The organism is Citrobacter amalonaticus (assembly GCF_037053465.1).
Taxonomy (GTDB): Bacteria; Pseudomonadota; Gammaproteobacteria; order Enterobacterales; family Enterobacteriaceae; genus Citrobacter_A; species Citrobacter_A amalonaticus_H.
On the sequence record NZ_JBALIF010000001.1, the window covers coordinates 289,769 to 316,066 of the forward strand.

21 protein-coding genes are annotated in these 26,298 nt (G+C 51.9%); 13 read left to right on the forward strand and 8 right to left on the reverse strand.

Annotation, left to right across the window (positions count from 1 at the left end; all coding sequences use genetic code 11):
• Entirely contained in the window at window positions 1-1,188 is a 1,188-nt protein-coding gene (metC, locus tag WB371_RS01370; protein WP_336218335.1) for a cystathionine beta-lyase, read from the reverse strand.
• A 249-nt stretch (window positions 1,189-1,437) separates the two neighbouring features.
• Here metC and exbB point away from each other — a divergent pair, with 249 nt between their 5' ends.
• Together exbB and exbD are read left to right on the forward strand one after the other, a co-directional pair.
• A complete protein-coding gene (gene exbB, locus WB371_RS01375) occupies window positions 1,438-2,172 on the forward strand; it encodes a tol-pal system-associated acyl-CoA thioesterase (protein ID WP_336218336.1) in 735 nt (244 codons plus the stop codon).
• 6 nt (window positions 2,173-2,178) lie between these two features.
• On the forward strand, window positions 2,179-2,604 hold the full coding sequence (exbD, locus tag WB371_RS01380; protein WP_336218337.1) for a TonB system transport protein ExbD: 426 nt from the start codon (window positions 2,179-2,181) through the stop codon (window positions 2,602-2,604).
• A 63-nt stretch (window positions 2,605-2,667) separates the two neighbouring features.
• Here the strand turns inward: exbD and WB371_RS01385 are convergent, their stop codons facing one another.
• Together WB371_RS01385 and WB371_RS01390 are read right to left on the reverse strand one after the other, a co-directional pair.
• Window positions 2,668-3,093: a cytoplasmic protein gene (locus WB371_RS01385; RefSeq protein ID WP_336218613.1), complete on the reverse strand. Its 426-nt coding sequence runs from the start codon at window positions 3,091-3,093 to the stop codon at window positions 2,668-2,670.
• Entirely contained in the window at window positions 3,093-3,497 is a 405-nt protein-coding gene (locus WB371_RS01390; RefSeq protein WP_336218338.1) for a hypothetical protein, read from the reverse strand. The genes WB371_RS01385 and WB371_RS01390 overlap by 1 nt, the downstream gene beginning before the upstream one ends.
• Before the next feature lie 104 nt (window positions 3,498-3,601).
• Between WB371_RS01390 and WB371_RS01395 the strand changes: the two genes are divergently transcribed.
• The 10 genes from WB371_RS01395 to hybG all read left to right on the forward strand — a co-directional run bounded on the left by WB371_RS01395 (window position 3,602) and on the right by hybG (window position 12,872).
• Window positions 3,602-4,105, forward strand: a complete 504-nt coding sequence (locus tag WB371_RS01395) for an ESA_00282 family adhesion-associated protein (RefSeq protein WP_336218339.1) — start codon at window positions 3,602-3,604, stop codon at window positions 4,103-4,105.
• A 189-nt stretch (window positions 4,106-4,294) separates the two neighbouring features.
• Window positions 4,295-5,929, forward strand: coding sequence for a methyl-accepting chemotaxis protein (locus WB371_RS01400; protein ID WP_336218340.1), 1,635 nt, complete (start codon window positions 4,295-4,297; stop codon window positions 5,927-5,929).
• A 382-nt stretch (window positions 5,930-6,311) separates the two neighbouring features.
• Entirely contained in the window at window positions 6,312-7,430 is a 1,119-nt protein-coding gene (hybO, locus tag WB371_RS01405) for a hydrogenase 2 small subunit (protein ID WP_336218341.1), read from the forward strand.
• A gap of 2 nt (window positions 7,431-7,432) precedes the next feature.
• A complete protein-coding gene (gene hybA, locus WB371_RS01410) occupies window positions 7,433-8,419 on the forward strand; it encodes a hydrogenase 2 operon protein HybA (protein ID WP_336218342.1) in 987 nt (328 codons plus the stop codon).
• Entirely contained in the window at window positions 8,409-9,587 is a 1,179-nt protein-coding gene (gene hybB, locus WB371_RS01415) for a Ni/Fe-hydrogenase cytochrome b subunit (protein ID WP_336218343.1), read from the forward strand. The genes hybA and hybB overlap by 11 nt, the downstream gene beginning before the upstream one ends.
• Window positions 9,584-11,287: a hydrogenase 2 large subunit gene (hybC, locus tag WB371_RS01420; protein WP_336218344.1), complete on the forward strand. Its 1,704-nt coding sequence runs from the start codon at window positions 9,584-9,586 to the stop codon at window positions 11,285-11,287. The genes hybB and hybC overlap by 4 nt, the downstream gene beginning before the upstream one ends.
• Complete coding sequence (locus tag WB371_RS01425) at window positions 11,287-11,781, forward strand: HyaD/HybD family hydrogenase maturation endopeptidase (protein WP_336218345.1); 495 nt, start codon at window positions 11,287-11,289, stop codon at window positions 11,779-11,781. The genes hybC and WB371_RS01425 overlap by 1 nt, the downstream gene beginning before the upstream one ends.
• Complete coding sequence (hybE, locus tag WB371_RS01430) at window positions 11,774-12,262, forward strand: hydrogenase-2 assembly chaperone (RefSeq protein WP_336218346.1); 489 nt, start codon at window positions 11,774-11,776, stop codon at window positions 12,260-12,262. Before WB371_RS01425 ends, hybE begins: the two co-directional genes overlap by 8 nt.
• Complete coding sequence (gene hypA / locus WB371_RS01435; protein WP_336218347.1) at window positions 12,255-12,596, forward strand: hydrogenase maturation nickel metallochaperone HypA; 342 nt, start codon at window positions 12,255-12,257, stop codon at window positions 12,594-12,596. Before hybE ends, hypA begins: the two co-directional genes overlap by 8 nt.
• Window positions 12,597-12,626: 30 nt before the next feature.
• Window positions 12,627-12,872, forward strand: a complete 246-nt coding sequence (gene hybG, locus WB371_RS01440) for a hydrogenase maturation factor HybG (protein ID WP_336218348.1) — start codon at window positions 12,627-12,629, stop codon at window positions 12,870-12,872.
• Between the two features lie 39 nt (window positions 12,873-12,911).
• Here the strand turns inward: hybG and yghU are convergent, their stop codons facing one another.
• Window positions 12,912-13,778, reverse strand: coding sequence for a glutathione-dependent disulfide-bond oxidoreductase (yghU, locus tag WB371_RS01445; protein ID WP_336218349.1), 867 nt, complete (start codon window positions 13,776-13,778; stop codon window positions 12,912-12,914).
• A 194-nt stretch (window positions 13,779-13,972) separates the two neighbouring features.
• Here yghU and gss point away from each other — a divergent pair, with 194 nt between their 5' ends.
• Window positions 13,973-15,832 carry a bifunctional glutathionylspermidine amidase/synthase gene (gene gss, locus WB371_RS01450; protein WP_336218350.1) on the forward strand — a complete coding sequence of 620 codons (1,860 nt, stop codon included), beginning with the start codon at window positions 13,973-13,975 and terminating at the stop codon, window positions 15,830-15,832.
• A 42-nt stretch (window positions 15,833-15,874) separates the two neighbouring features.
• Here gss and fucR read toward each other — a convergent pair whose 3' ends face one another.
• The 4 genes from fucR to WB371_RS01470 form a co-directional block, all read right to left on the reverse strand.
• Window positions 15,875-16,621: an L-fucose operon activator gene (gene fucR / locus WB371_RS01455; protein WP_336218351.1), complete on the reverse strand. Its 747-nt coding sequence runs from the start codon at window positions 16,619-16,621 to the stop codon at window positions 15,875-15,877.
• Window positions 16,622-16,748: 127 nt separating this feature from the next.
• Window positions 16,749-19,397: a GH116 family glycosyl-hydrolase gene (locus tag WB371_RS01460; protein ID WP_336218352.1), complete on the reverse strand. Its 2,649-nt coding sequence runs from the start codon at window positions 19,395-19,397 to the stop codon at window positions 16,749-16,751.
• A gap of 5 nt (window positions 19,398-19,402) precedes the next feature.
• Window positions 19,403-20,752 carry a glycoside-pentoside-hexuronide (GPH):cation symporter gene (locus WB371_RS01465; RefSeq protein ID WP_336218353.1) on the reverse strand — a complete coding sequence of 450 codons (1,350 nt, stop codon included), beginning with the start codon at window positions 20,750-20,752 and terminating at the stop codon, window positions 19,403-19,405.
• A gap of 485 nt (window positions 20,753-21,237) precedes the next feature.
• Complete coding sequence (locus WB371_RS01470; RefSeq protein WP_336218354.1) at window positions 21,238-25,698, reverse strand: autotransporter outer membrane beta-barrel domain-containing protein; 4,461 nt, start codon at window positions 25,696-25,698, stop codon at window positions 21,238-21,240.
• Window positions 25,699-26,298 lie beyond the last annotated feature (600 nt).

A 26,298-nucleotide genomic window follows, 5' to 3' on the forward strand; every position in this document is an offset into this window, starting at 1 on the left:
TTACACGAGGCGGGAAAATCCGGCGGCTAAATCTGCAATCAGATCATCAACATTTTCTAAACCAATATGCAGTCGAATCAGCGTCCCACTGAAATCCACTGTTCCTTCCGGGCGAATCTCCGCAATGTGTTCAGGTTGATTAGCCAGAATCAGCGATTCAAAGCCGCCCCACGAATAGGCCATGCTGAAGAGGCTGAAGTGATCAAGATAAGCGGATAGCTCTGTATTACTTAGCTTTTTATTCAGCACGAAGGAGAACAAACCGCTGCTGCCCGTAAAGTCACGTTTCCAGAATTCGTGTCCTTTACTGCCAGGAAGCGCCGGATGGTTTACTCGCGCGACCTGGGGATGGGCAGCCAGCCATTCGGCAACCTTCAGACTGCTTTCCTGATGTTGACGCAAACGCACACCCAGCGTACGCAGTCCACGGCTGGTCATGTAGGCGGTGTCAGCATCCACCATTTGCCCCATCAGATAAGCATTTTCACGTAATTGATCCCAGCAGCGAGCGTTAGACACGGCGGTGCCGGCCATCGCATCGGAGTGTCCTGTCAGGTACTTGGTCCCTGCCTGAATCGAAATATCAACGCCGAAATCGAGTGCTTTAAACAGCACACCCGCCGCCCAGGTGTTGTCGATCATGATGACGGCTTCTGGCGCAACGCGTCGGACAGCCGCGACAATGGCGGGCACATCGTGTACTTCCATGGTCACTGAGCCTGGCGACTCAAGAAAGACGACTTTGGTGTTGGGCTGAATATGTTTAACAATGTCAGCCCCGACCAGCGGATCGAACCAGCCGGTGGTTACGCCCAGTTTGCCGAGAATTTGGGTGCAGAAATCCTGGCTAGGTTCATAGGCCGTGTTAGTCATCAGGACGTGGTCGCCCTGTTCGACAAAGGCCAGAATTGTATTTGCAACGGCTGCGGCACCGCAAGGGAAAAGCGCGCAGCCCGCTCCGCCTTCCAGTTCGCACATCGCTTCCTGCAGCGAGAAATGGGTTAATGTACCGCGACGGCCATAAAACAATTCGCCGTTGGCGCGATGGCGGGTGGCGTGTTTTTTGGCTTCAACCGTTTCAAAGACCAGCGAGGAGGCACGCTGAATGACGCTGTTCACTGAACCCAACGTGTATTTTTTACTGCGTCCCGCGTTGACCAGTTTGGTTTCCAGTTGCTTATCTGCCATGTTGTGTTTCCTGTTTTTATACGTCTGGACGTCTAAACTATCATGACTGGAAAAATGCGCATCCCGGTAAACGGGATAAAGCACAATATTTTTTCAAAATTGCCTTTCGTGATGTTTTACTGCGTAAGCGCAAGGAAAAGAGACCAAAGGTGCGGCACCATGCAAATAGTAATGAGAACGACTATCAATTCAACGTCATTTTGATATTATTATGCTCAGATTTTGTGATTTGCGTCCTGGAGATACAGAGTGGGGAATAATTTGATGCAGACGGATCTTTCCGTCTGGGGTATGTATCAGCACGCCGATATCGTCGTTAAGTGCGTGATGATTGGTCTGATTCTGGCGTCAGTAGTCACCTGGGCTATCTTCTTCAGTAAGAGCGTTGAGTTCTTTTCGCTGAAGCGTCGACTTAAGCGCGAACAGCAACTGCTGGCAGACGCCCGCTCTCTGGATCAGGCAAGCGACATCGCAGCCAACTTTGGCGCCAATAGTTTAAGCACCCAGTTGCTCAACGAAGCGCAAAATGAACTGGAACTGTCTCAGGGTAGTGAAGACAACGAAGGGATTAAGGAACGTACCGGTTTTCGTCTGGAGCGTCGCGTTGCAGCGGCAGGACGTCATATGGGCCGCGGGAATGGCTACCTGGCGACTATCGGGGCGATTTCACCGTTTGTCGGTCTGTTCGGTACGGTCTGGGGCATCATGAACAGCTTCATCGGTATCGCGCAATCGCAAACCACCAACCTCGCCGTTGTGGCGCCGGGTATCGCAGAAGCGCTGTTGGCGACCGCCATTGGTCTGGTCGCCGCTATTCCTGCCGTGGTTATCTATAATGTCTTCGCCCGCCAGATTGGCGGTCTTAAAGCGATGCTGGGTGATGTGGCGGCACAGGTGCTGTTACTGCAAAGCCGTGACCTGGATCTGGATGCGAGTGCCTCCGCTCATCCGGTGCGTGGCGCGCAGAAATTACGCGTAGGGTAATGTTTCATGGCAATGCGTCTTAATGAAAATCTGGACGATAACGGCGAAATGCATGAAATCAACGTGACGCCGTTTATCGATGTTATGTTGGTTCTGCTGATCATCTTTATGGTGGCCGCGCCGCTGGCGACAGTGGATGTGAAGGTCAACCTGCCAGCGTCTACCAGTACGCCACAACCGCGTCCGGAAAAACCGGTTTATTTATCGGTCAAAGCGGACAACAGCATGTTCATTGGTAACGATCCTGTGACGGACGAAACCATGGTGGCACAGCTGAATGCGCTGACGGATGGTAAGAAAGACACCACCATCTTCTTCCGTGCGGATAAAACCGTCGATTATGAAACCGTGATGAAGGTGATGGATACGCTGCATCAGGCGGGTTATCTGAAGGTTGGTCTGGTTGGCGAAGAGGTCGCGAAAGCGAAATAGCCGGTAAAGCCTGTGGGTTTGATGATGATAAAGACCGGGTAAGCGTCGTCGCGACCCGGTTTTTTATTGCCTCTCGTTTTGCTCCAGATGCTCATTGAGCGCGACCGTGGTGATATTGATGGTGCGGTAATTCCCTTCGGCAAGCTTACGCGTCAGCCTCAGCGTTGCGGTTTCGCGAGCCAGTAAATGCTGCCAGGTGCTCTCCAGACGCGCCATCATCTTGTCACGCAGTTCCGGGTTACGTTTGATGATAGTGCCAATGACCGCGCCATAAATCTCTTCTTTAACCTGAAGCGCATACATTTCGCGACGGTTCTGCCATTTCAGACGTACCAGCGCTGCCGGAATGGATGTCACCTCTTGCGCCACACTTTCAAGCAGGGCATTTTTACTGGCGATAAGCGCGGCAAGATTTTGCTTTAAGATGAATTGATCGCTTTTATGCTCATCTAAAGCCAAATAGACGTTATTATCTTCAACATCTTTAATCATTGTTCGTCGTCCAGAGAATAGAAAAGAGGTGTGTTTTTCTCGCGGGTAATTAAATTAAGCCAAATTTCATTACCGTTCTCATTAATATTTTCGGTTGTTTCGCGCATTATTTTACTTAAGGATTGGGCGTCGATATCTCCTTCGGCCTGTAATGCGTTAATCAGTCTGGCGAAGGTCTCGATTTTTGCCACCCGATACAGGCGTTCCTTAAAGTGGCGGTCATGCTCTTCAAGCAACATATTTTTGGATTGTCCACCCGGCGCCGCGCTAATTAATATATCGGCTTCATAATCGCTGAGTTTTTTCTTTCCCTGAGTGAAATTTTCATTATTTTCTGCGGTGTCCTCAGTCTGGCCTTGAGCCAGATGAAAACGTGCTGGGACAAGATGCTCGGGAAGCATGTTATAATATCCTTTATTATCAATCGTATAGTTAGTTTTATTCGACAGGTCGCGTTGACAATACCATGCGGGAATTTTAGAATCAAAAAAAATGGAGTCATTCTATGAACAGTATTTTTTATTCTGTCATTACCCTGCTATTGCTGACAGCGTGTGTACTTTTTTTAATGCGTGCAGTGAATAAACCGCGTAATAGTGATAATTATGTTTCTGCAGCCCCCTCAACGCCCTTAACCAAAGAAGAGGGGGAGGATCATTTTTCCACACTTATGAACGCTATTACACCGATATGGTACTGGCGCGTCAATCACGAATATATTGATTTCCTTCACGCAACTATAAAACGCATGACAATGGCGCAACTGAATGACACGCCAGGTTTATTTGATGCACAGCGTCGCTGTAGCGATCTCAATTCTGCGGTCTATAAATACTACGATACGATAAAAAAACGCTGTCTCAATGGCGAAAAAGTGCCCCATTCCGATCTCGACGTGCTGAATTTACGCCAGTGTTTTCGGGAATTTAGCGTAGAGGCCTATCCGTCACTGGTTGCGCTGGTGTGGCCTGAGTTTCAGCGTCCCTGGATTAAGCCTGATGATATTTGAGGGGCGACCTGTCGTGGATTGTGATGAACTATCCCGACAGCTAACCCGTGACTGAACAGGCCGGGCTGCATGGGTCGCTACCCGGCACGGTAAAATCTCGAAACAGGAGTATATATTCTTCATTTTTTGCCGATAACGAGATTAAGACGCCGCTTGCGCGCGACGTATCTCTAATGGCAAGGAAACTCTATGCAAATACTTCGAAATTTTACCATCCGGGCAGTCATGCTCACCATCCTCGGTGTTTTTTGTTTAATGTGGGTGAGCGTCGGGCTGTACAGTACCTGGTCTCTTTCCCGCGTCGCTGAGGGCAACGAAGTCGATCGTCACCTTGTGCATCAGATGACGGTGCTCAGTCAGGGTAACGATCAGTATTTCCGCTTTGTGACCCGGCTCAGCCGCGCAATGGAACTGAAAGCCAGTGGCGGCACACCGGATTTTGCTCCCGTTCAGCAGGCGCTCGATAACATGAGCAAAAAGCTGCAAGAGATGAAAACGTTGTCACCGGGCCCGATGGATCCTGAGGTTTCTGCCGCTGTACTGGCGAGCTGGCAGGCGCTGCTCGACAAAGGCGTCATGCCCCAGATGCAACTGGCACAGCAGGGGACGCAGAGCGCCTGGCGCGAGCAGGCGACCAATGTCACGCCCGCGCTGAGCCGGGCATTTGGCGCCAGTGCGGAGCGCTTTAACAAAGCCGCTGGCGTGATGCTGGATCAAACTCGCGTGATGGTTGACGGCAAAACGTCGGTCATCCGCATACTGATCATTAGCGCCGTCATTCTGGGGATCGCCATCCTTTTCTTTACCGATCGTTATCTGGTGGCCATGCTGGTAAAACCGCTGGCAAGGATCCGCCAGCAATTCCGTCAAATTGCTCAGGGCGATCTTAGTCAGCCAATAGATGAAATTGGCCGCAACTGTGTCGGTCAACTGGTGCCTTTATTACGCGCCATGCAGGACAGCCTGCGTGACGCGGTCAGTGCGATTCGTTCCGGTAGCGACAATATCTGGCGCGGCGCCACAGAAATTTCCAGTGGGAATAACGATCTTTCGTCACGAACAGAAGAGCAGGCCGCCGCGCTGGAAGAGACCGCCGCGAGTATGGAGCAACTTACCGCAACGGTAAAACTGAATGCGGAAAATGCGCGTCAGGCCAGCCAGCTCACTGACGCGGCATCGCGCACGGCAGGTAAAGGCGGCTCACTGGTATCTGAGGTGGTTGCGACCATGGACGGGATTTCTGCCAGTTCAAAGCAAATTGCGGAAATCACCACAGTCATTAACAGTATCGCTTTCCAGACCAACATTCTTGCATTGAACGCGGCGGTAGAAGCCGCACGTGCTGGCGAACAAGGGCGCGGATTTGCCGTTGTCGCAGGCGAAGTGCGTAATCTGGCGAGCCGGAGCGCAAACGCCGCGAAAGAAATTGAAACGCTGATTGCTGAATCTGTTCGTCGCGTCGACCACGGCGCCGAACTGGTGAAAGATACGGGAACCACCATGGAAGCGCTTCTGCGTGGTGTGTCGGAGGTGGACACCATCATGAAACAGATCGCCTCGGCGTCGGAAGAGCAGAGTAAAGGGATCTCACAGGTGGGCGTTGCGATTACCCAGATGGATGGCGTGACGCAGCAAAACGCCGCGCTGGTGGAACAGGTCTCTGCGGCGGCGGCTGCGCTGGAAAGGCAAACCGAAGCATTACAACGTTCCGTACAGCAGTTCCGGTTGTCGCAAAACGATACGGCTGCCCTTCCGGTTAACCGTGCCGCGCCTGAGGCTCAACAACGTCCTGCCGCGTCAACGGATGAGTGGGTGGCTTTCTAAGGCGCAATAAAATCGTCAATAAACACGAAGGTCTTTGCTAAATGGCTTATATAGCCATTAAGAAGCGGCCATGAATAGTCAACTGGTATGGAGAAGTAAACGCCATGCGGGCCAACGGCGCCCGCACTGTGGCGGATTTTCGTCTGGATGAAATATCTTGCCGCTTGATGGCAGTTATCGACCCGAAGGTTGATCTGAAGGGGGTATTATCTTGCTTTAATTACTTACACTAGCAGCTATTCCCTTCGTTTTAGTATTCCCGCGCAGTATTATAAACCACATAACCATAAAGAAAGTGTGGTAAATGGCGCATCGATCGCAGTTACGTTTTTGCAGTTGATGCAAAATAAGAGCCAGGTCTTCGCAACGGAATAACAATAAAATGACTGGAGATAACACTCTCATCAATTCTCATGGCGTAAACCGTCGTGATTTCATGAAGCTTTGTGCAGCACTCGCCGCCACCATGGGGTTAAGTAGCAAAGCCGCCGCCGAAATAGCCGAATCAGTATCCCGTCCGCAGCGCCCTCCCGTTGTCTGGATTGGTGCACAGGAGTGTACGGGCTGTACTGAATCCCTGCTTCGCGCAACTCACCCCACGGTAGAAAACCTCGTTCTGGATACTATCTCTCTGGAATATCATGAGGTGCTTTCCGCTGCCTTCGGCCACCAGGTTGAAGAGAACAAACACAACGCGCTTGAAAAGTACAAAGGGCAGTATGTGTTGGTTGTTGATGGTTCCATCCCCCTAAAAGATAACGGTATTTATTGCATGGTTGCCGGCGAGCCGATTGTGGATCATATCCGCAAAGCGGCAGAAGGTGCGGCGGCGATTATCGCTATCGGTTCCTGTTCTGCCTGGGGCGGCGTTGCCGCTGCCGGTGTCAACCCGACAGGTGCGGTTGGTTTGCAGGAAGTGCTGCCGGGTAAAACCGTCATCAACATTCCTGGCTGCCCGCCGAACCCGCATAACTTCCTGGCGACAGTCGCTCACATTATTACTTACGGTAAGCCACCAAAGCTGGATGCGAAAAACCGTCCGACCTTCGCCTATGGCCGCCTGATTCACGAACACTGCGAACGCCGCCCGCACTTCGATGCCGGCCGTTTTGCCAAAGAGTTTGGCGATGCCGGACATCGCGAAGGCTGGTGCCTCTACCATCTCGGCTGTAAAGGACCAGAAACCTGGGGTAACTGCTCCACGCTGCAATTCTGTGACGTCGGTGGCGTGTGGCCGGTGGCGATTGGTCACCCTTGCTACGGGTGTAACGAAGAAGGTATCGGTTTCCATAAAGGGATTCACCAACTCGCGCATGTGGAAAACCAGACACCGCGCTCCGAAAAACCTGATGTGAATATGAAAGAGGGCGGCAGCGTCTCTGCGGGTGCTATCGGGCTACTTGGCGGCGTTGTTGGCCTGGTTGCCGGCGTCAGCGTGATGGCGGTGCGTGAACTGGGGCGTCAGCAAAAGAAAGATAACGCTGACTCACGGGGAGAATAACCGTGAACAGACGTAACTTTATCAAAGCAGCCTCTGGTGGGGCGTTGCTGTTAGGCGCTGCGCCGTCTATCAGCCATGCGGCTGCAGAAAACCGTCCGCCAATCCCCGGTTCTCTGGGGATGTTGTATGACTCGACGCTGTGCGTAGGCTGCCAGGCCTGTGTAACCAAGTGTCAGGATATCAACTTCCCGACGCGTAACCCGGAAGGGGAACAGACCTGGTCGAACAACGATAAGCTCTCGCCGTACACCAATAACATCATTCAGGTGTGGCGTAGTGGTACGGGGGTGAACAAAGATCAGGAAGAGAACGGCTATGCCTACATTAAGAAACAATGTATGCACTGCGTCGATCCCAACTGCGTCTCCGTCTGCCCGGTTTCCGCGCTGAAAAAAGATCCGAAAACCGGCATCGTTCATTACAACAAAGACGTCTGTACCGGCTGCCGTTACTGCATGGTTGCCTGTCCATACAATGTGCCGAAGTATGACTACAACAACCCATTTGGTGCGCTTCATAAATGTGAACTGTGTAACCAGAAAGGCGTTGAACGTCTCGATAAGGGCGGTCTGCCGGGCTGTGTTGAAGTGTGTCCTGCAGGCGCGGTCATTTTTGGTACGCGTGAAGAGCTGATGGCCGAGGCGAAAAAACGTCTGGCGCTGAAACCCGGCAGCGAATACCACTACCCGCGTCAAACCGTGAAAGCAGGTGATACCTATCTGCACACCGTACCAAAGTACTATCCGCATCTTTACGGTGAGCACGAAGGCGGCGGTACTCAGGTGATGGTATTGACTGGCGTTCCTTACGAGAATCTGGATCTGCCGCAACTGGCTGAACTGTCAACCGGCGCGCGTTCCGAACATGTTCAACACACCCTGTATAAAGGCATGATGCTACCACTGGCCGTGCTCGCGGGCTTGACCGTGCTGGTTCGTCGTAACACCAAAAACGACCATCACGACGGAGGAGACGATCATGAGTCATGATCCTAAACCGCTGGGCGGCAAAATCATCAGTAAACCGGTCATCATCTTCGGACCGTTAATCATCCTGTGTATGCTCCTGATCGTGAAGCGTCTGGTGTTTGGATTGGGGTCAGTCTCCGATCTGAACGGCGGCTTCCCGTGGGGGGTCTGGATTGCCTTCGACCTGTTGATCGGTACCGGCTTTGCCTGTGGCGGTTGGGCGCTGGCGTGGGCGGTGTACGTTTTCAATCGGGGACAATACCATCCGCTGGTGCGTCCGGCGCTGCTGGCGAGTCTGTTTGGTTACTCGTTGGGTGGCTTGTCAATCACCATCGACGTAGGTCGTTACTGGAACCTGCCGTACTTCTACATTCCGGGTCACTTCAACGTGAACTCGGTTCTGTTCGAGACGGCGGTCTGTATGACCATCTACATCGGGGTGATGGCACTGGAATTTGCCCCTGCGCTGTTTGAACGTCTGGGCTGGAAGGTGTCGCTAAAACGCCTGAACAAACTGATGTTCTTTATTATCGCACTGGGCGCGCTGCTGCCGACGATGCACCAGTCCTCAATGGGCTCGCTGATGATCTCTGCGGGTTACAAAGTGCATCCGCTGTGGCAAAGCTATGAAATGCTGCCGCTGTTCTCGGTGTTGACCGCCTTTATCATGGGTTTCTCAATCGTTATCTTTGAGGGTTCACTGGTTCAGGCTGGCCTGAAAGGTAACGGGCCCGATGAGAAGAGCCTGTTCATCAAACTGACGAACACGATAAGCGTCCTGCTGGCGATTTTCGTGGTGCTGCGTTTTGGTGAACTGATCTACCGGGACAAGCTGTCGTATGCCTTTGCTGGCGATTTCTATTCAGCCATGTTCTGGCTTGAAGTCGTGCTGATGGTCTTCCCACTGGTGGTGCTGCGCGTTGCGAAACTGCGCAATGACTCACGTATGTTGTACCTGTCTGCGCTCAGCGCGCTGCTGGGGTGTGCAACATGGCGTCTGTCCTATTCGCTGGTGGCGTTTAACCCAGGCGGTGGCTACCACTACTTCCCAACCTGGGAAGAACTGTTGATTTCTATTGGTTTTGTGGCTATTGAGATTTGCGCTTACATCGTACTCATTCGTCTACTGCCGATACTTCCTCCTTTAAAACAAAACGATCACAATCGTCATGAGGCGAGCAAAGCATGAGCCAGAGAATTACTATTGATCCCGTAACCCGTATTGAGGGGCACTTACGCATCGATTGCGAAATCGAAAACGGCGTTGTATCGAAAGCATGGGCTTCCGGCACCATGTGGCGTGGCATGGAAGAGATCGTGAAGAACCGCGATCCGCGTGATGCCTGGATGATTGTGCAGCGTATTTGCGGCGTGTGTACAACAACGCACGCTATCGCCTCGGTTCGTGCAGCGGAAAGCGCGCTTAACATTGATGTGCCGGTAAACGCGCAGTATATCCGTAACATCATTCTGTCGGCGCACACGACCCATGACCATATCGTTCACTTCTATCAGCTTTCTGCGCTGGACTGGGTGGATATCACTTCTGCACTGAAAGCCGATCCGGCGAAAGCCTCAGCCCTGCTGAACGGTGTGTCGAGCTGGCATCTGAACAGCGCAGAAGAGTTCACGAAAGTTCAGAACAAGATCAAAGACCTGGTTGCCAGCGGTCAGTTGGGCATTTTCGCCAATGGTTACTGGGGACACCCGGCGATGAAACTGCCGCCGGAAGTGAACCTGATCGCGGTAGCTCACTACCTGCAGGCGCTGGAGTGCCAGCGCGATGCGAACCGTGTTGTGGCGCTGCTGGGCGGTAAATCACCGCACATTCAGAACCTGGCGGTGGGTGGCGTGGCGAACCCTATCAACCTCGATGGACTGGGCGTACTGAACCTGGAACGTCTGATGTACATCAAGTCCTTCATCGACAAGCTGAGCGACTTTGTTGAGCAGGTTTACAAGGTGGATACCGCGGTTATTGCAGCGTTCTATCCGGAATGGCTGGAGCGGGGTAAAGGAGCGGTGAACTATCTGGCCGCGCCTGAATACCCGACTGACGGTAAAAACGGCAGCTTCCTGTTCCCGGGCGGCTATATCGAAAATGCGGATCTGTCGACTTATCGTCCGATCTCCTCTCACTCCGATGAGTATCTGATCAAAGGGATTCAGGAGAGCGCGAAGCACGCCTGGTATAAAGACGAAGCTCCGCAAGCACCGTGGGAAGGAACAACCATTCCGGAATATAACGGTTGGTCTGACGACGGCAAATACTCGTGGGTGAAATCCCCGACCTTCTACGGCAAAACCGTCGAAGTCGGTCCGCTGGCGAACATGCTGGTTAAACTGGCGGCCGGACGTGAGCCTACAAAAGCGAAGCTGAATGAAATCATTGCGATTTATCAGAAGCTGACCGGTAAAACGCTGGAAGTGGCGCAACTTCATTCCACGCTGGGGCGTATTATCGGCCGTACCGTTCACTGCTGTGAACTGCAGGTTATTCTGCAGAACCAGTACAGTGCGCTGATCGCCAATATCGGCAAAGGCGACCATACCACGTTCGTGAAACCGAATATTCCGGCGACGGGCGAGTTTAAAGGCGTCGGCTTCCTCGAAGCGCCGCGCGGTATGCTTTCTCACTGGATGGTGATCAAAGACGGCATTATCAGCAACTACCAGGCGGTTGTACCGTCAACCTGGAACTCCGGTCCGCGTAACTTCAATGATGACGTGGGTCCGTACGAACAGTCACTGGTAGGTACGCCGATTGCCGATCCGGAAAAGCCGCTGGAAGTGGTACGTACTATTCACTCCTTCGACCCCTGCATGGCGTGTGCGGTGCACGTTGTCGACGCTGACGGGAACGAAGTTGTCTCTGTGAAGGTTCTGTAATGCGGATTTTAGTCTTAGGGGTCGGCAATATTTTGCTGACCGATGAAGCCATCGGCGTTCGTATCGTTGAAGCGTTAGAACAGCGCTACGAATTGCCGGATTTCGTTGAGATCCTTGATGGCGGCACGGCGGGAATGGAGCTTCTTGGCGACATGGCGAACCGGGATCATCTGATCATCGCGGACGCCATTGTGTCGAGAAAAAATGCACCAGGCACACTCATGATCCTGCGGGATGATGAGGTGCCGGCGCTGTTTACCAACAAAATCTCCCCGCATCAGTTGGGCCTGGCCGACGTCTTGTCGGCCCTGCGCTTTACCGGTGAATTCCCGAAAAAGCTGACGCTGGTTGGCGTGATCCCGGAATCGCTGGAGCCGAATATCGGCTTAACGCCGACGGTCGAAGCCATGATTGAACCTGCGCTTGAGCAGGTTCTGGCTGCGTTGCGTGAATCCGGTGTGGAAGCCATTGCGCGGGAGAGTGCCCATGTCTGAGGAGATTACCGGGTTCCAGACGGCCCCGAAGGCGCAGGTGCAGGCCGCGTTTGAAGAAATTGCGCAACGTTCGATGCACGATCTGTCGTTTCTGCATCCTGACATGCCCGTGTATGTCTCTGACTTTACGCTGTTTGAAGGGCAATGGACGGGGTGTGTGATTACGCCGTGGATGCTGAGTGCGCTGATTTTCCCCGGGCCAGACCAGCTCTGGCCGGTGCGCAAAGTTAGCGAAAAGCTCGGGCTGCGTCTGCCGTACGGTGAGATGACCTACACGGTGGGGGAGCTGGACGGCGTATCGCAGTACCTTTCCTGCTCGCTGATGTCGCCGCTCAACCGCAGCCTGTCGGCACAAGAGGGCGTTCGCCTGGCTGATGACTGTGCGCGGATGCTGCTGTCACTGCCCGTCAGCAACCCGGATGCGCCGCAGACTAGTCGTCGCGCCCTGCTGTTTGGGCGTCGGAGCAGCGAGAATGCATGAGCTGTCGCTTTGCCAGAGTGCGGTTGAAATCATTCAACAGCAGGCGGAGCAGCATGGTGTACAGCGCGTCACCGGCGTCTGGCTGGAGATTGGCGCGCTTTCCTGTGTCGAAGAGAGCGCCGTGCGTTTTAGTTTTGACATTGTTTGCCAGGGAACTGTGGCGCAGGGCTGCGAATTGCACATCGACTACAAACCGGCGCAGGCATGGTGCTGGGATTGCAGCCAGGCGGTTGAGATTCTCCGGCACGATGCGCAGTGTCCGCGTTGTCATGGCGACCGTTTGCGGGTTGATACCGGCGACTCGCTAACAGTAAAAAGCATTGAAGTTGAATAACCCATGATGTGATATGGGGCGGAGTCAGATATGTGTATAGGCGTTCCGGGTCAGGTTCTGGCCGTCGGTGAAGATATTCATCAGCTTGCGCAGGTAGAAGTGTGCGGCATTAAGCGTGATGTGAACATTGCGCTGATTTGCGAAGGCCATCCTGCGGAACTGGTCGGACAGTGGGTGTTGGTGCATGTGGGTTTTGCGATGAGCATCATCGATGAAGACGAAGCTAAAGCCACTCTGGACGCGCTGCGCCGTATGGAGTACGTCACCAGCGCCTGATGTTAAATGCCGGACAGAGGATATCCGGCATTTTTCACGTTAAGCCTGACGCTTGTCTTCGGTGTTTGTCCCGAAGTCGCTGGCTTCATGACGCTCATGAAGCTGTTCGTTCAGCGGCCCACTGGTGCGGTTCACGATGCGACCGCGTTTGACAGCCGGGCGTTCCGCGACGGCTTTCGCCCAGCGTTGCACGTTTTTGTAGCTACCCGCATCAAGAAATTCTGCCGCGTCGTACACATTGCCCAGCACTACGTTGCCAAACCACGGCCAGATCGCCATATCCGCAATCGTATATTCCTCTCCCGCCACGAAATCGTTGTTCGCCAGTTGTTTATCCAGTACGTCCAGCAGACGCTTGGCTTCCATCGTAAAGCGATTGATCGCGTACTCAATCTTCACTGGCGCATAGTGATAAAAGTGGCCGAATCCGCCGCCGAGGAAAGGCGCCGCCCCCTGAAGCCAGAACAGCCAGTTCAGCGTCTCTGTGCGTTTCGCCAGGTCTTGCGGTAGAAAATAGCCAAATTTTTCTGCCAGATAGAGCAGGATTGATCCCGATTCGAAAACACGAACCGGCGGGTTTTGCGAATGATCGCGCAGCGCCGGGATCTTCGAATTTGGGTTCACCTCAACAAAGCCACTGGAGAATTGATCGCCTTCGCCAATACGGATCAGCCAGGCATCATATTCGGCGCCCTTCACGCCCTGAGCCAGTAGCTCTTCCAACATGATCGTCACCTTCTGGCCGTTCGGCGTCCCGAGCGAATAGAGTTGAAGCGGGTGTTTGCCGACGGGCAACGTTTTATCGTGAGTCGGACCGGAGATCGGACGGTTGATGTTAGCGAACGCGCCGCCGTTGGATTTTTCCCACGTCCAGACTTTCGCGGGCTGATAAGTATTATCTGACATGTTGACCTGCCTTCTGAGTGGTGGTGTTGAAGCAGTGTAGCAGGTCGCTGCCCAGGCATTTAACAGATTGGCACATTAACGGCTGGCTATTTTTGGCCATTGCGCGCGCTCCCGTTGCGTTGAGGTGTATGATAGTGAGCGATGTTGGGCAGGTAAGCAAAGCTGCTCAGCGATATTGTTTTGAGGTGAAGTGCATGAGCATAGGAACAACCCGTCAGGATGCCCCGTTCGGGACATTGTTAGGCTATGCCCCCGGTGGTGTAGCGATCTATTCTTCAGATTACAGCTCCCTCGACCCACGGGACTATGACGATGACGCCGCGTTTCGCAGTTACATCGACAACGAATATATGGGCCACAAATGGCAGTGTGTTGAATTCGCCCGCCGTTTTCTCTTCCTGAATTATGGCGCTGTGTTTACGGACGTCGGCATGGCGTGGGAGATCTTCTCGCTGCGCTTTCTGCGCGAAGTAGTGAATGACAACATTTTGCCGTTGCAGGCGTTTCCGAATGGTTCACCCCGTGCGCCGGTCGCTGGCGCGTTGCTGATTTGGCAAAAAGGCGGTGAATTTAAAGACACTGGCCATGTCGCCATCATCACGCAACTGCTGGAAAACAAAATCCGCATTGCCGAGCAGAACGTGATTCACACGCCGCTTCCTCCCGGCCAGCAATGGACGCGCGAGCTGGAGATGGTGGTGGAGAATGGCTGCTATACCCTGAAAGACACCTTCGACGACACCACCATTCTGGGCTGGATGATCCAGACCGACGATACGGAGCACAGTCTGCCTCAGCCGGAGATCGCCAATGATTCACTGACTATCCGCGGCGCAAGACTGGAAGAAAAAGGCCAGTTTGGCGGGAAATGGTTGAATGAACAGGATCCGCTGCAAAAAGCCTATGTTATGGCGAATGGTCATGTGATCAATCAGGATCCGTATCAGTATTTCACCATTACAGAGAGTGCCGAACAGGAGCTGATTAAAGCGACCAACGAATTGCATCTGATGTATCTGCACGCCACGGACAAGGTGCTGAAAGACGATAACCTGCTGGCGCTGTTCGATATTCCTAAAATCCTCTGGCCGCGTTTGCGTCTCTCCTGGCTGCGTCGCCGCCACCATATGATCACCGGTCGTATGGATTTCTGTATGGATGAGCGTGGACTAAAGGTGTACGAATACAACGCCGATTCCGCGTCATGTCATACCGAAGCGGGGTTGATTCTTGAGCGTTGGGCGGAGCAGGGTTATACCGGGAAAGGCCATAACCCGGCGGAAGGCTTAATCAATGAGCTGGCAGGGGCCTGGAAGCACAGCCACGCGCGTCCTTTCGTGCATATCATGCAGGATAAGGATATCGAGGAGAACTATCACGCGCAGTTTATGCAGCAGGCGCTGCATCAGGCCGGGTTTGAAAGCAAGATATTACGCGGTCTGGATGAACTGCGCTGGGATGATGCCGGTCAGTTGATTGACGGTGATGGACGGTTGGTCAACTGCGTCTGGAAAACCTGGGCGTGGGAAACCGCGATCGAGCAGATACGCGAAGTCAGTGAAACGGAATATGCCGCGGTGCCAATTCGTACCGGACATACCCATCAGGACGTGCGGCTGATTGATGTGTTGCTGCGCCCGGAAGTGTTGGTCTTTGAACCGCTGTGGACGGTGATCCCGGGTAACAAAGCGATCCTGCCAATCCTGTGGCAACTCTTTCCACATCACCGTTATCTGCTGGATACCGACTTTGTCGTCAATGATGAACTGGTGCAAACCGGTTATGCGGTGAAGCCGATTGCCGGTCGCTGTGGTAGCAATATCGATCTGGTCAGCCATCAGGAAGAGTTGCTGGATAAAACCAGCGGCAAATTTGCCGAGCAGAAGAACATTTATCAGCAGCTTTGGTGCCTGCCAAACGTCGCCGGTAAATATATTCAGGTTTGCACTTTTACCGTCGGCGGAAACTACGGCGGCACCTGTTTGCGCGGTGATGAATCGTTGGTGATTAAGAAAGAGAGCGATATCGAACCGCTGATTGTGGTGAAGGAGTAGGCGCATGGCAGCGCGCCATGCGCTGCCGATACTCTGCGACCTTTATGCGGGACCGATCTTTCGGTTGTAAAAGTGGGTATTGTTATCCCTGGCATCTGAAATCACCTGGGTGACTTCTCTCAGATTACCAATGGTGATTTCGCTTGAGCGGTTAAATTTACTTTTATCGGTGAGCAAAATAGTTTGCTGGGCTCGCTTAAGCAGCAGTGATTTAAAATCGGCATTATAGACATTGGATTCCCAAAGCTCGCCATTTTTATCTATCCCTTCGCAGGAGAAAATAAACAGATCAATCTCCAGTGATTTAACTTGCGAGAGCAATGTGGGATTCACGTAGCAGCCGTATTTGCGCTGCAGTAATCCGCCGGAGCTGATGAGCTGAATATTCTTGCGCTTGCCCAGTTCAAGACAGACGAGATGGCTGTTAGTAAAGACGTTGATATTGCAATCCGGGAGTTGGCGCGCCAGATACCAGCAGGTAGAACTGGCATCGAGGGCGATAACCATTCCTTCTTCGATCCATGCCAGGGCCTCTTGTGCGATAGTGCGTTTATGGGCGTAATGGCTTTTGATTCGGGTGCGAAAATCGTCTCCGCTGTCCCGATCGCCGCGATGAAGAGATTTTGCACGACCATAACTGCGCAGTACCTGGCCATGCGCCTGCAGCTCCGTTAAGTCGCGGCGTATGGTTCCTTTACTGACATTCAGCAGACTCGACAGGGCGTCCGTTGTCAGGCTTTGATGTTGAATTAACAGCGCAATCATCGCTTTCTGTCTTGCTGTTTTCATGATCCTGCTCTCTTCGTGATGCTGTTGCGAACACCTTAAAGCTGAACAGAAAACGCACCTGGCCGCTTCCCGAAAGATGCGCCCAGGGCTGTGTATTTTGAACTCTTTATGCTGTCAGGTCAGGTATCTACTCAGCAATGTTTACCGCGATGTGGAGCGGGTGTTTTTCAATCACAGAGAGTATATCACCCAGTGTGATAGTGTTGCCGTCATAGCGCCACTCCAGCACGGGTGTGTCACCGTGCCAGAGCGAAATTGGCGGCTGCGGCAGCACCAGTCCTATGCGCATGAGATCAAGCTTTCCTTCCAGCACTGTCAGGGTAACACCGTCTGGTGCAAAATGAATGGTTCCCCAGCCGCTGTCCAAAGACCAGAAAAAGGCGTGCTCACGTTGGCTTTTATTGACCGGGTTGAAAGCGATTTCGTGCCTGTCCATATTAAAACGAAAGCCGCTCCAGGCGATCAGTAGGCCGTAGCTCGCCAGCGATCGCGCATAATTACTCCCGCATTCAAATTCGTTCCAGGGGTTGCGATTATTGCCGTTGAAACGTTCACGAATGCTTTCAACCAGCTCGATACCTTCTGAGATAAGGCCATTGGCGATCATATGTGCTGCAACCTGATACTCAAACCCCGTCATCATCTCCTCTGCATAGGGAATCGGTATTTGTGGTTTTTCACCGGGCCAGGCGCAGATGCTTGTTCCTTTCTCGTCATTCATTGCAAAACTCCGGCACGGATTGGTGTGTTCTCTCATCGACAAGAAATTATGCTTATGGATGGTCTTAAGTGCTTTTCTGACATGATTTTGTGGAAAAATGGGTGGCATATTGCACAATTCTGCCAGCCACTGGCCCATCAACTGATCGATATGGCAGCCTTCGCCCAACTGATATTTGATCTGCTGACGCTCATCGTTCCAGTAGAAATCATAAATATTGCCAGACTCATTATTCCAGGTTTTTTCATGTTCCTGAAAATAGGGAGCTAACAGGTTTTTATCCGCGAGGTTAATTTTTTGCTGGTAGTAGTCACCGTTAAAAAACAGTTTATCCAGTTGGGACATTCCATTTCGCAGGATCTGTTTCCAATGAGCGGCTTGTTCTTCATAACCCAGCGTCTGCGCGATCAAAACACTGGCCTGTAAAGCTGTCAGATATATTCCGGTCAGCCATGGATTAGGGCCAAATAACTCCATGTCCAGCGTATGATGTTGACGACCAGTCAAAATGCCCTGGGCTGCAGGGTCCCACAAATCCTCATTTTCCGGGCTCCAGGCAAAAGTGAGCATGCTCTCAATGGCAGGCCATTTTCCCTGCAACCATGATTTATCTCCGCAAATAAGCCAGTCACGATAGATATTGATAATCTCGCCAAACTGTCCATCCGCGCAGGCGCGAAAATCAAACGCCGGGCTTCCTAAAGGCAACATCAAACGAAAACTGAGGCTTCCGGACGCGCGAAGGTTATAGCGCTGATTAAGAGCACGCTGGCTTCGCGACAAGCGCGGAAACAGAAATGCCAGCGCCTGTGCATAGTTCCAGACATGGACACATGAACCTTCGCAACAGCCAATCTCATCCAGACTGCCTTCCCAGCCGTAAAAGCTCCCCTCTTCCAGCCGCAGACAGGTAGGGGATTTTAGCACCGCCAGATTAGCGGAGATTGCGTCCAACAGCATGGGGGGGAGGGAGGAGTGATGGAGGGCGTGATGAAATTTACGGCTGGTACTCCGCAGACGATCGGCATTGTTAAAAGCATAAGCCAGGACATCGACTGAACTGTCAAACTGCGTAGCGTAGTAATTTCGCCAGGTTCTTTCGCCATTGTAGTTTTCGTACTGAACAAGGCCAAAATTCTCCTTGTCATACCATTTCTGCCAGTAGTTCCAGGTCACCGGCATATACCAACTCAGATAGAATGTGATGCGTTTGGTCTCGCCAGGCGCAATACGGTAATGGGCTGCGAGCGTTGCACAATCCTGCCCTGCTTTTCCTTCTGTTTGGTAGTGTCTGTTCAATAACGAGCCGGGTTGACAAAAATCCCGCCAGAAAATCGACAAGCTGTCGAACCAACTTCCACGAAACCAGTATTCCTGGTAGCTGATATTTTCACTGTTCGTTGCCATGGCGAGTTCGCCGTAACGAGGATCCTCTGGACGCCATTGCGACTGCGTCAGCGAGATAATATGTTGATTGCCTTTGTGGGAATAACGATTCATGGTGCCTGATTCGGCCAGCATATTTTGCAGAGAACAACTCAGTGTGTAATTCAGCTCCTGTTGTGTGGTGTTGGTGATTTCCCATTCCATACAGGCCAGCGGCAGGGAAGAGTCCGCTTCGTTTCCTGGAATAAACGGACTCCAGGCAATTAGCTTCACCTCGCCGGGGAACCGTGCATCATGAAAGTTCATTTCAGCAAAAGGAAACTCACCGTTGAAATTTGTTTCGGTGAAATGTGGCATTCCTGCCATCATTTCACTATCAGGACCGCAGCCAAATCCGGTGTGTTTTTTTCGCAGGCGATCGCGTAGTAGCATATTCCCCGAGGCGTTCCCCAGATAGTCTCCCTGCAATAATCTGGCATCCAGCACCTGACCATCACGTTCAGCTTTAATGGCAAAATGAGAATAACCGTTATGGCGACCTTTATCTGGATGGTTAAAAATTTCCCAGTCGACCAGATGACCATTCCCTGACAAATTAATATTCCCACTGCCAATTCCGCCAAGTGGGAAGCGAATTTCTTTGGTGTTGTCGCCGTGATAATGAGTCATTATATTTATCCTCTTGCACTGCCGTCACGTAATTTTAATTCAAGAGAGACTTCCTTGTTCCGACGTTCAGAGAGATCGTAAAATGCCAGAATGAATGTGGAAAGCAGAAAAAGGATGCCTGGAATCAGCGTGAATGATGCATTAATGCCATTGAGAGTAAATGCTCCCTGTTGTGCATTAGGAACATAATTCACAAACGCCAGAATATAGCCCGTAGCGGAACCGCCAATAGCGCCTGATAATTTTAGCTGAAATAAATTGAGTGAAAATATCATTCCCTCAACACATTTTTTCTCCGTATACTCGTGCCAGGCGACGGTGTCAGGTAGCATTGCACCCAAAACCACGCCTAGCATACCGAGGAAAAAACTGGGTAAACTTTGTAATAACACTCCAGATGATGCAGTGCTATTTTTTTGAAAAAAGAGAATAATGCAGGTCAGACCTAAAAGGACTGAGGTTAATCGACACAAATTCAGTTTCCCAAGTTTATGCGATAAAGGCGCAGTCACAACCGCGCCAATCAATGCCAGAAATGTAGATAGCCCAAGATAGGACGCCATCGCCGTTTCGCTATTGAAAATGTACTTGAAGTAATACAACCCGAAGCCAACGCGGGACGAAATGACCAGGTTAAAGATAAACCAAAAAGACATCAAAATAATCAGCGGCCTATTTTTTGTCAGTAGTTCGCCATAGACTTTTGGCGAATGGTGTGGAGATGTATGTTCCGCCGTCTTAATTTCCCTGGTATTCATGAAATTAATGATTGCGCAAATCAAAATGAAGAGAGCATAAATAACTGACACCCTGCTCCATGAGTTTGACATCAGAGCCAGTAACGGCAATGTAATCAGGCTGGCTAACCATTGCCCGCACATAGCGGCTGTTCTGGTAATAAACACCAGTCTGTTACGTGCATCGGAATCACGGGTCAGAACCGTTGAGAGCGCCCAATAAGGCACGTCAAATGAGGTATAAGACGTGCTTAACATAAAGTAAGTCAGATATACCCAGGCAATTTTCCCCGTCATTGAAAGAGCCGGGACAGAATAGGTTGCAATTAAGGATAGCGCGCAGGCTATACCACCAAAAAGCAACCACGGGCGGAATTTTCCCCATCGTGTCCGGGTATTATCGAAGATCCATCCCCAAATCAAGTCTGAAAACGTGTCCCAGATGCGAGTGATTAAAAATATCGTCGCAACGGTAGCAGCAGGAATACCTACTGTATCTGTATAATACAGCATCAAAAACGTTACAATCATAACGAAAATGGTATTATCAGCGATGCCGCCTAATGTATAACTTACAACTGTTTTTAACCTCAGTTTTTCACTTTGTCCGCTATCCATTACGAAGCCCTCTCTGAAAATTTATGTTTGAGGCTAGCTAAAGCGTGTTGACATAAAAAATAGTGTCATTCCTTTTGTGAGAATCATCATAATTCGCTGCTTTTTTGACGATACAGATACACATACGAAGTCAATAGTTATGACCGTTTGACTCATTAGTCTTCTCAAACAACCATAATTGCTGGTGAACCTGATAGGTATGAGTTACTTAAATACGCAAATAACCGGATGTGTATCAGGAACGATCAGTACATTTTTAATGATGATAATGAAGCAGCGTGAGTCGCAATCTTCATCGCTGGCGGTGGGAGAGGTTCTGCGTGTTTTGGCGTTATTTATCCTGTGTTGCGAGGAACAAAGGGAAAAACATACCTGACTTGCCTGCCGGGTGGTGATTCACCACTCCGGCATTGAACGCTTAGTTGATATGTTGAATCAGGCGCTTTAGAGATAACGCCATGAGGTAGTGGGGATAGTCCAGCGCATTACCAGCTATAGCGCAGATTCAGGCTACCGTTCAGATCGCTGTAGTCGTCCCGGCCCTTCTGTCCCGCCGCCTGAGCGGTGATGCTCCACTGTTTGTTGATATTCGCCTGGATACCCGCTTTCAGCTCGACGCGACTGGAAGGGAGTTCCATCGCCACCTTTGCATTGTCGAAGACTGCTGCCGTATCGTCTGAGGTATACAGCCAGTTAGCTTCAACAAACGGCTGGATAGTGCCGTTGTCTTTGGGCAATTTGCCGTCCACACGCAGACCGAGACGCGAATTCCAACTGTCACCGTTTTGGCCTCTGATATGCACATCGCTGGCGTTATTCACACTGTCGGCAGTATAGTTCTGCCAGATGATTTGTCCCTGTGGCGTCAGGCTAATGGTGTTACCATTTTGCAATGCAATATCATAGCGATAACCCGTTTCCAGCGAGACGGCACTGGCCCTGGAATCATAATGCGTGTCGCCCAGTTCGCCGTTATCCACGCTATTGTTGTAGATACCGTACTGATACCAGCTGTCGATGTATGCGCCACGGTGGTTTTTCGCATCGGCAAACCAGGTGGCATAGAGGCCAAGACTGTAGCCGTCCACGTTACCTTTTGCTGAAAACTGGCTGCCGTCGGCACCACGGCTGGCGGTACTGTCAGTATCGGCGTTGATGTAACTGCCCATCACACCAGCCGTCAGACTCCGCACGTCATCGCTCCACGCGGCGACAGCGCCACCGAGCTGGAACTGCGAATAATTGTTATTGATATCAATGCCGCCACCCGCAGCCTGGGACTCTGCCTTACCCGCTTTGAAGCGCGCCCAGACATTGCCATCCTCAGTCCGGAACTGGCTGCCTTCACGATCATAGAGCGTCTGCATTTGCAAACTGCGCGCCATCCACTGGTTGCCAAGATAAGCCCCTGTATCCGGACTGTACTGCGGCGTATCGTTGCCACCATCACCGTTATCATCGGTTTTGGAACGCAGGTACCAGTCGCCGCCGTCGTCATACAGGCGATATTCATACGCGCCAATCTGCACCCGATTGCCCTGAGTAAAAGTGCCGTCGGACTGGCCTCCGACATCCACCACTTCGATGCCCTGGTCGGTATCCGCTCCTTCTCCTCCCGCGTTGTTAATATACAGCGTGGTATTCCCCGCCGTGTTGCCCGTGACGACCAGTTTATCGGTTGGCGAGTTGTCATCACCCAACTGAGTGTTAAGTGTCAGGGTCCCCCCCGTGCTGGTATAATTACCGTTGACCAACAGTGTGTTACCGGGTGTGCTGCTTACCGGGCCGGTGGAGCCGGGCCGATCGCCGCTGACCAGACTGCCGCTGTTGGTGACGTTGCCATTAACGGTCAGTAGGTTGTTAAAACGCAGCTCGCCCTGGTTATTGATGTTGCCGTTGACGGTACCGTTATCGCCGCCAAAAGTCGCTCCCTGAGCTACATTCACCGCTTGCTGGCTGCCTGCTGCGCCAATCACGCCTGTGCTGCTCAGCCACAGCGTGCCCGCCTGTATATCGGTGGTGCCGCTGTAAGTATTCTTCGCCGTCAGGATCAGCGTCCCGGCGCCTTTTTTGGTCAGCGATTTGCCATCCCAGCCGGTGGTCGGGCTGGGGGCAACATCCACCAGGGCAGTACCCAGTTTGAAACTGCCGTCGGGATTATTGAGGGTAAATGTGCCATGTGCCGGAGCAAGGGCGTTGCTGCTGTCGGCATACCAGCTCAGTCCCAGTGTCAGATTATACTGCGTTGCGTCGGTCCGGCTGACGCGCCCTTCGATGGTCAGGAAATCCACTTGAACGGCGGGGGTGCCGGCGACAGTCAGAGTATCAAAATCCCCGTTGATATCCTGGTCAGCATCAATGATCGTGACCGTTTTTCCATCGCGGTTAATCTCGCCGGAAATCCCGGAAATATTCAGCGCGCCGTCGAGATTTGCCTGCTGCGCGGTGATCATCGGATCAGCTGAGGATAAATCTATCTGCACATCCAGCGTACTGTTGCTCTCCTGCGTCAGTGTGCCCACCTGCAAGGAACTGTCCGTCGCAATCTGTGTGGTGCCGCCGCCGTGAGTGGTGAGATTCTGGCTGAGCGCAAACTGCCCGCCAGCGTCCAGTGTTAACAGGCCGCTGTTGCTGATATCGCCACTGCCCAGGGCGTTAAGGCTGGTTGCCAGCAGGGTGCCGTCTTCAATCACTGAACCGCCGCTGTAAGTGTTGTCACCGGAAAGAATTAACGTGCCCGCGCCTTTTTTGGTCAGCGTTTTGCCATCCCAGCCGGTGGCAGGTTGCGCCGCCACGTCAATAAGTGCCTGTGTCACTTCAAACGATTTGCCCGCCTCCAGCGTGAAAGTGCCGTGTGCCGGGCTGCTGGTTAATGCACCGTCCGCGTACCAGCTCAGGCCGACGCCGAGGTCATACTTCGTGTTATCGGCGGTATTCACCCGCCCCCCGACGGTAAGATAGTCTGGCACACCCGCCGCGGATACCGACAGATTATCAAAATCCCCCTTAATCGCCGTATCAGCATCAATCAGGGTAACCTGTTGCAACTGCTGTTGCTGCACATCAGAGGTGAGAGTATCCAGCCCGGTAATGTTGAGCGTGCCGGCAAGAGTGATATCGCCGCCGGTAATCAGCGGACCCTGGGCCAGTGCAGTCGGCGCCACATCCAGTTCGCTGCTGCTTTCCAGGGTCAGTTTGTTAGCATTCAGCGAACTGCCTCTGGCAAACGTCATTGTCCCGGCGTTATCGAGCGTGCTTAATGAAGAGGCGCCGCGTAGCGCCCACTGGCTGCGATCGGCCAGTGTCAGATTTAATACGGAATCCACACCCAGCGCGGCATTGATGGCGGTCGCCCCGGTAAAGGAAGAACCCGCATCCATCGTGAGATCAATCGTTCCTTTGCCATTATTGATGATACCGCCCGTGATATTCATTATCCCGCTGCCGGTAATCGTGCCGCTGTTGATCTCTTTACCATCAACGATGCCATTCGGGATCCAGATAGCGGCGCCGCCACTGCGGGTAGTAATGGTGGTATTGCCGCTCAGATCAATCGAGCCCCCCAGCGAAACGGCGACGCCATAGCCATTTTTCCCGGTGCCTGTCATGTCAATATTCAGGTTTTCACCTGTAATATGTCCACCCGCCATAGCCCACAGTCCATACGTGCTGCTGTTGTCATTGCAGGTCATGGTGATATCGGTGTTGGCGAGATTGATGATACCGCCGGAAAGCTGCGCCGAGGCGCCATAACCGTTAACCGCATAAATGGCATTACGGTTTTGTTCGGTGCCTTTGAAGTTAACCAGGCTGGTCAGACCGTTGACCGCTGCGGCACGAATACCACTGGTGACGCCAGTGGCATTTCTACCGTCAATAACACTTCCTTCGCCAATGTTAGCCACCGTAGACTCATATGCTCCGGAGGCGAACAATCCAGTACTTTGTGCTGTGGTCAGCGTCAGCGAGTCGGCGTTCAGCACGCCGCCGGACATCCGGATGGTTTCACCCAGGCTGTCATCGGTAAGGTAGCTGCCCGAACCGAGATCAAGAACACCACCAGCTAGCCTAACGCTATTTATCGTGCCGCTCCCGGAGGCATTCACGGTCAGATGATCGCCGCTGACCAGCCCACGGCCATTAACATTAAGACCGGCTCCGCTGCCGCTGGTACTGACCTTAATTCGGCTGTTATCCAGCGTTGTGATGGCGGGGGTTGTGACCGGCTGGCCACTTGCCAGCCCAGGTGTTGCGGCATCTATATTGACACCTGTGACGTACCCTGTATTAGAAGTGACCTGAACGAAGCCGCCATCCATACTGAAAGTACTGCCTCTCGTAGCGATCCCGGTGGCATAACCGCTGGTTGTTTTGACCGTAACGGAGCTTCCCGTTCCCAGGTCAACTGAATTATGGTATGACGAGTCGTCAATACCATAAGCGCTGCCACTTCCGTTACTCACATTAATCTGGAGCTGGCTGGCAGTTATATTCGTATCGGCCCCTGTAGTGTCATTGTTGACATAAATCCCAGTACTTTCAATATAATATGGTGAAGTACCTGTGACATTAATTTGTGTCCCGGTGCCGAGATCATTGTTAGTGCCATTGCGCAGCATGATGCCAGTGGAGTCTGTAGTGCCAGTGATATTAATCACTGCTTTACCGTTGATTTGGACTCCGCTGCCGCCAGCCGTGGTACTGGCGATACCGATGCCGCCGGTAGTTGAAGTGACCGTATCGCCATCGTGCAAAGTAATGCTGGCTCCCGTTTGAGGGCCAATTTCAGTGGCACAGGCGGTATTCATGAATGAAAAAATAGCGCCCAGGGCTAACCCCGCAGTCCATCGCTGACTGTGGACACGGCAACTTCCCCGCGCGAGTTCGGAGGTGACCATGTACATGCTTCTTGCCGGATTCCAGACAATATTATAGCTTTTATTCATTTAAATTCCCTTTTAAATCCAGATATTCAAGAAGTTAATTATCTATATAGCAGACAATGCGATCGTTCAATCTACGGGGGGCAGGCATTGCACTATTTTTTAGATAAAAACGGTTCTAAACACCTTAAGCCTGATCAAGAAAATCATCAGTTATATGTATTAATCAGGACTAAAATTAAGTCAAAGTCTAAATAGACTAAATTATATTGGCTTAAATTTCAGGTGCTGTTTTGACATAATTCACACCTGAGCTAAAGATGGGCCATTATTAATAATCGGGGTTAATTTATTTTTTATTAAATATAGACTAAGTCAATGAGTTGCGGAATAACATGACGCCAGAGGAATACCGCCTTTAACAATAGAGAGGATAGGCTAAAAAAACAGCAGATTTACCTTCACAAAATCAACATCTCGGGGAAATCTACAAACAACGCTTTTCATATCCACTGACCAATATCATGTTGCCAGAGTTTATCGAACCGACAGGCCCCTAAAAACTATAGATACTAAAAAGCCCGATGGCATTGTTGAATACCATCGGGCTTCTTTAACTTGCTGATTTTTTAACGTTTCAGGACTCATAGAGACGCCATGAAA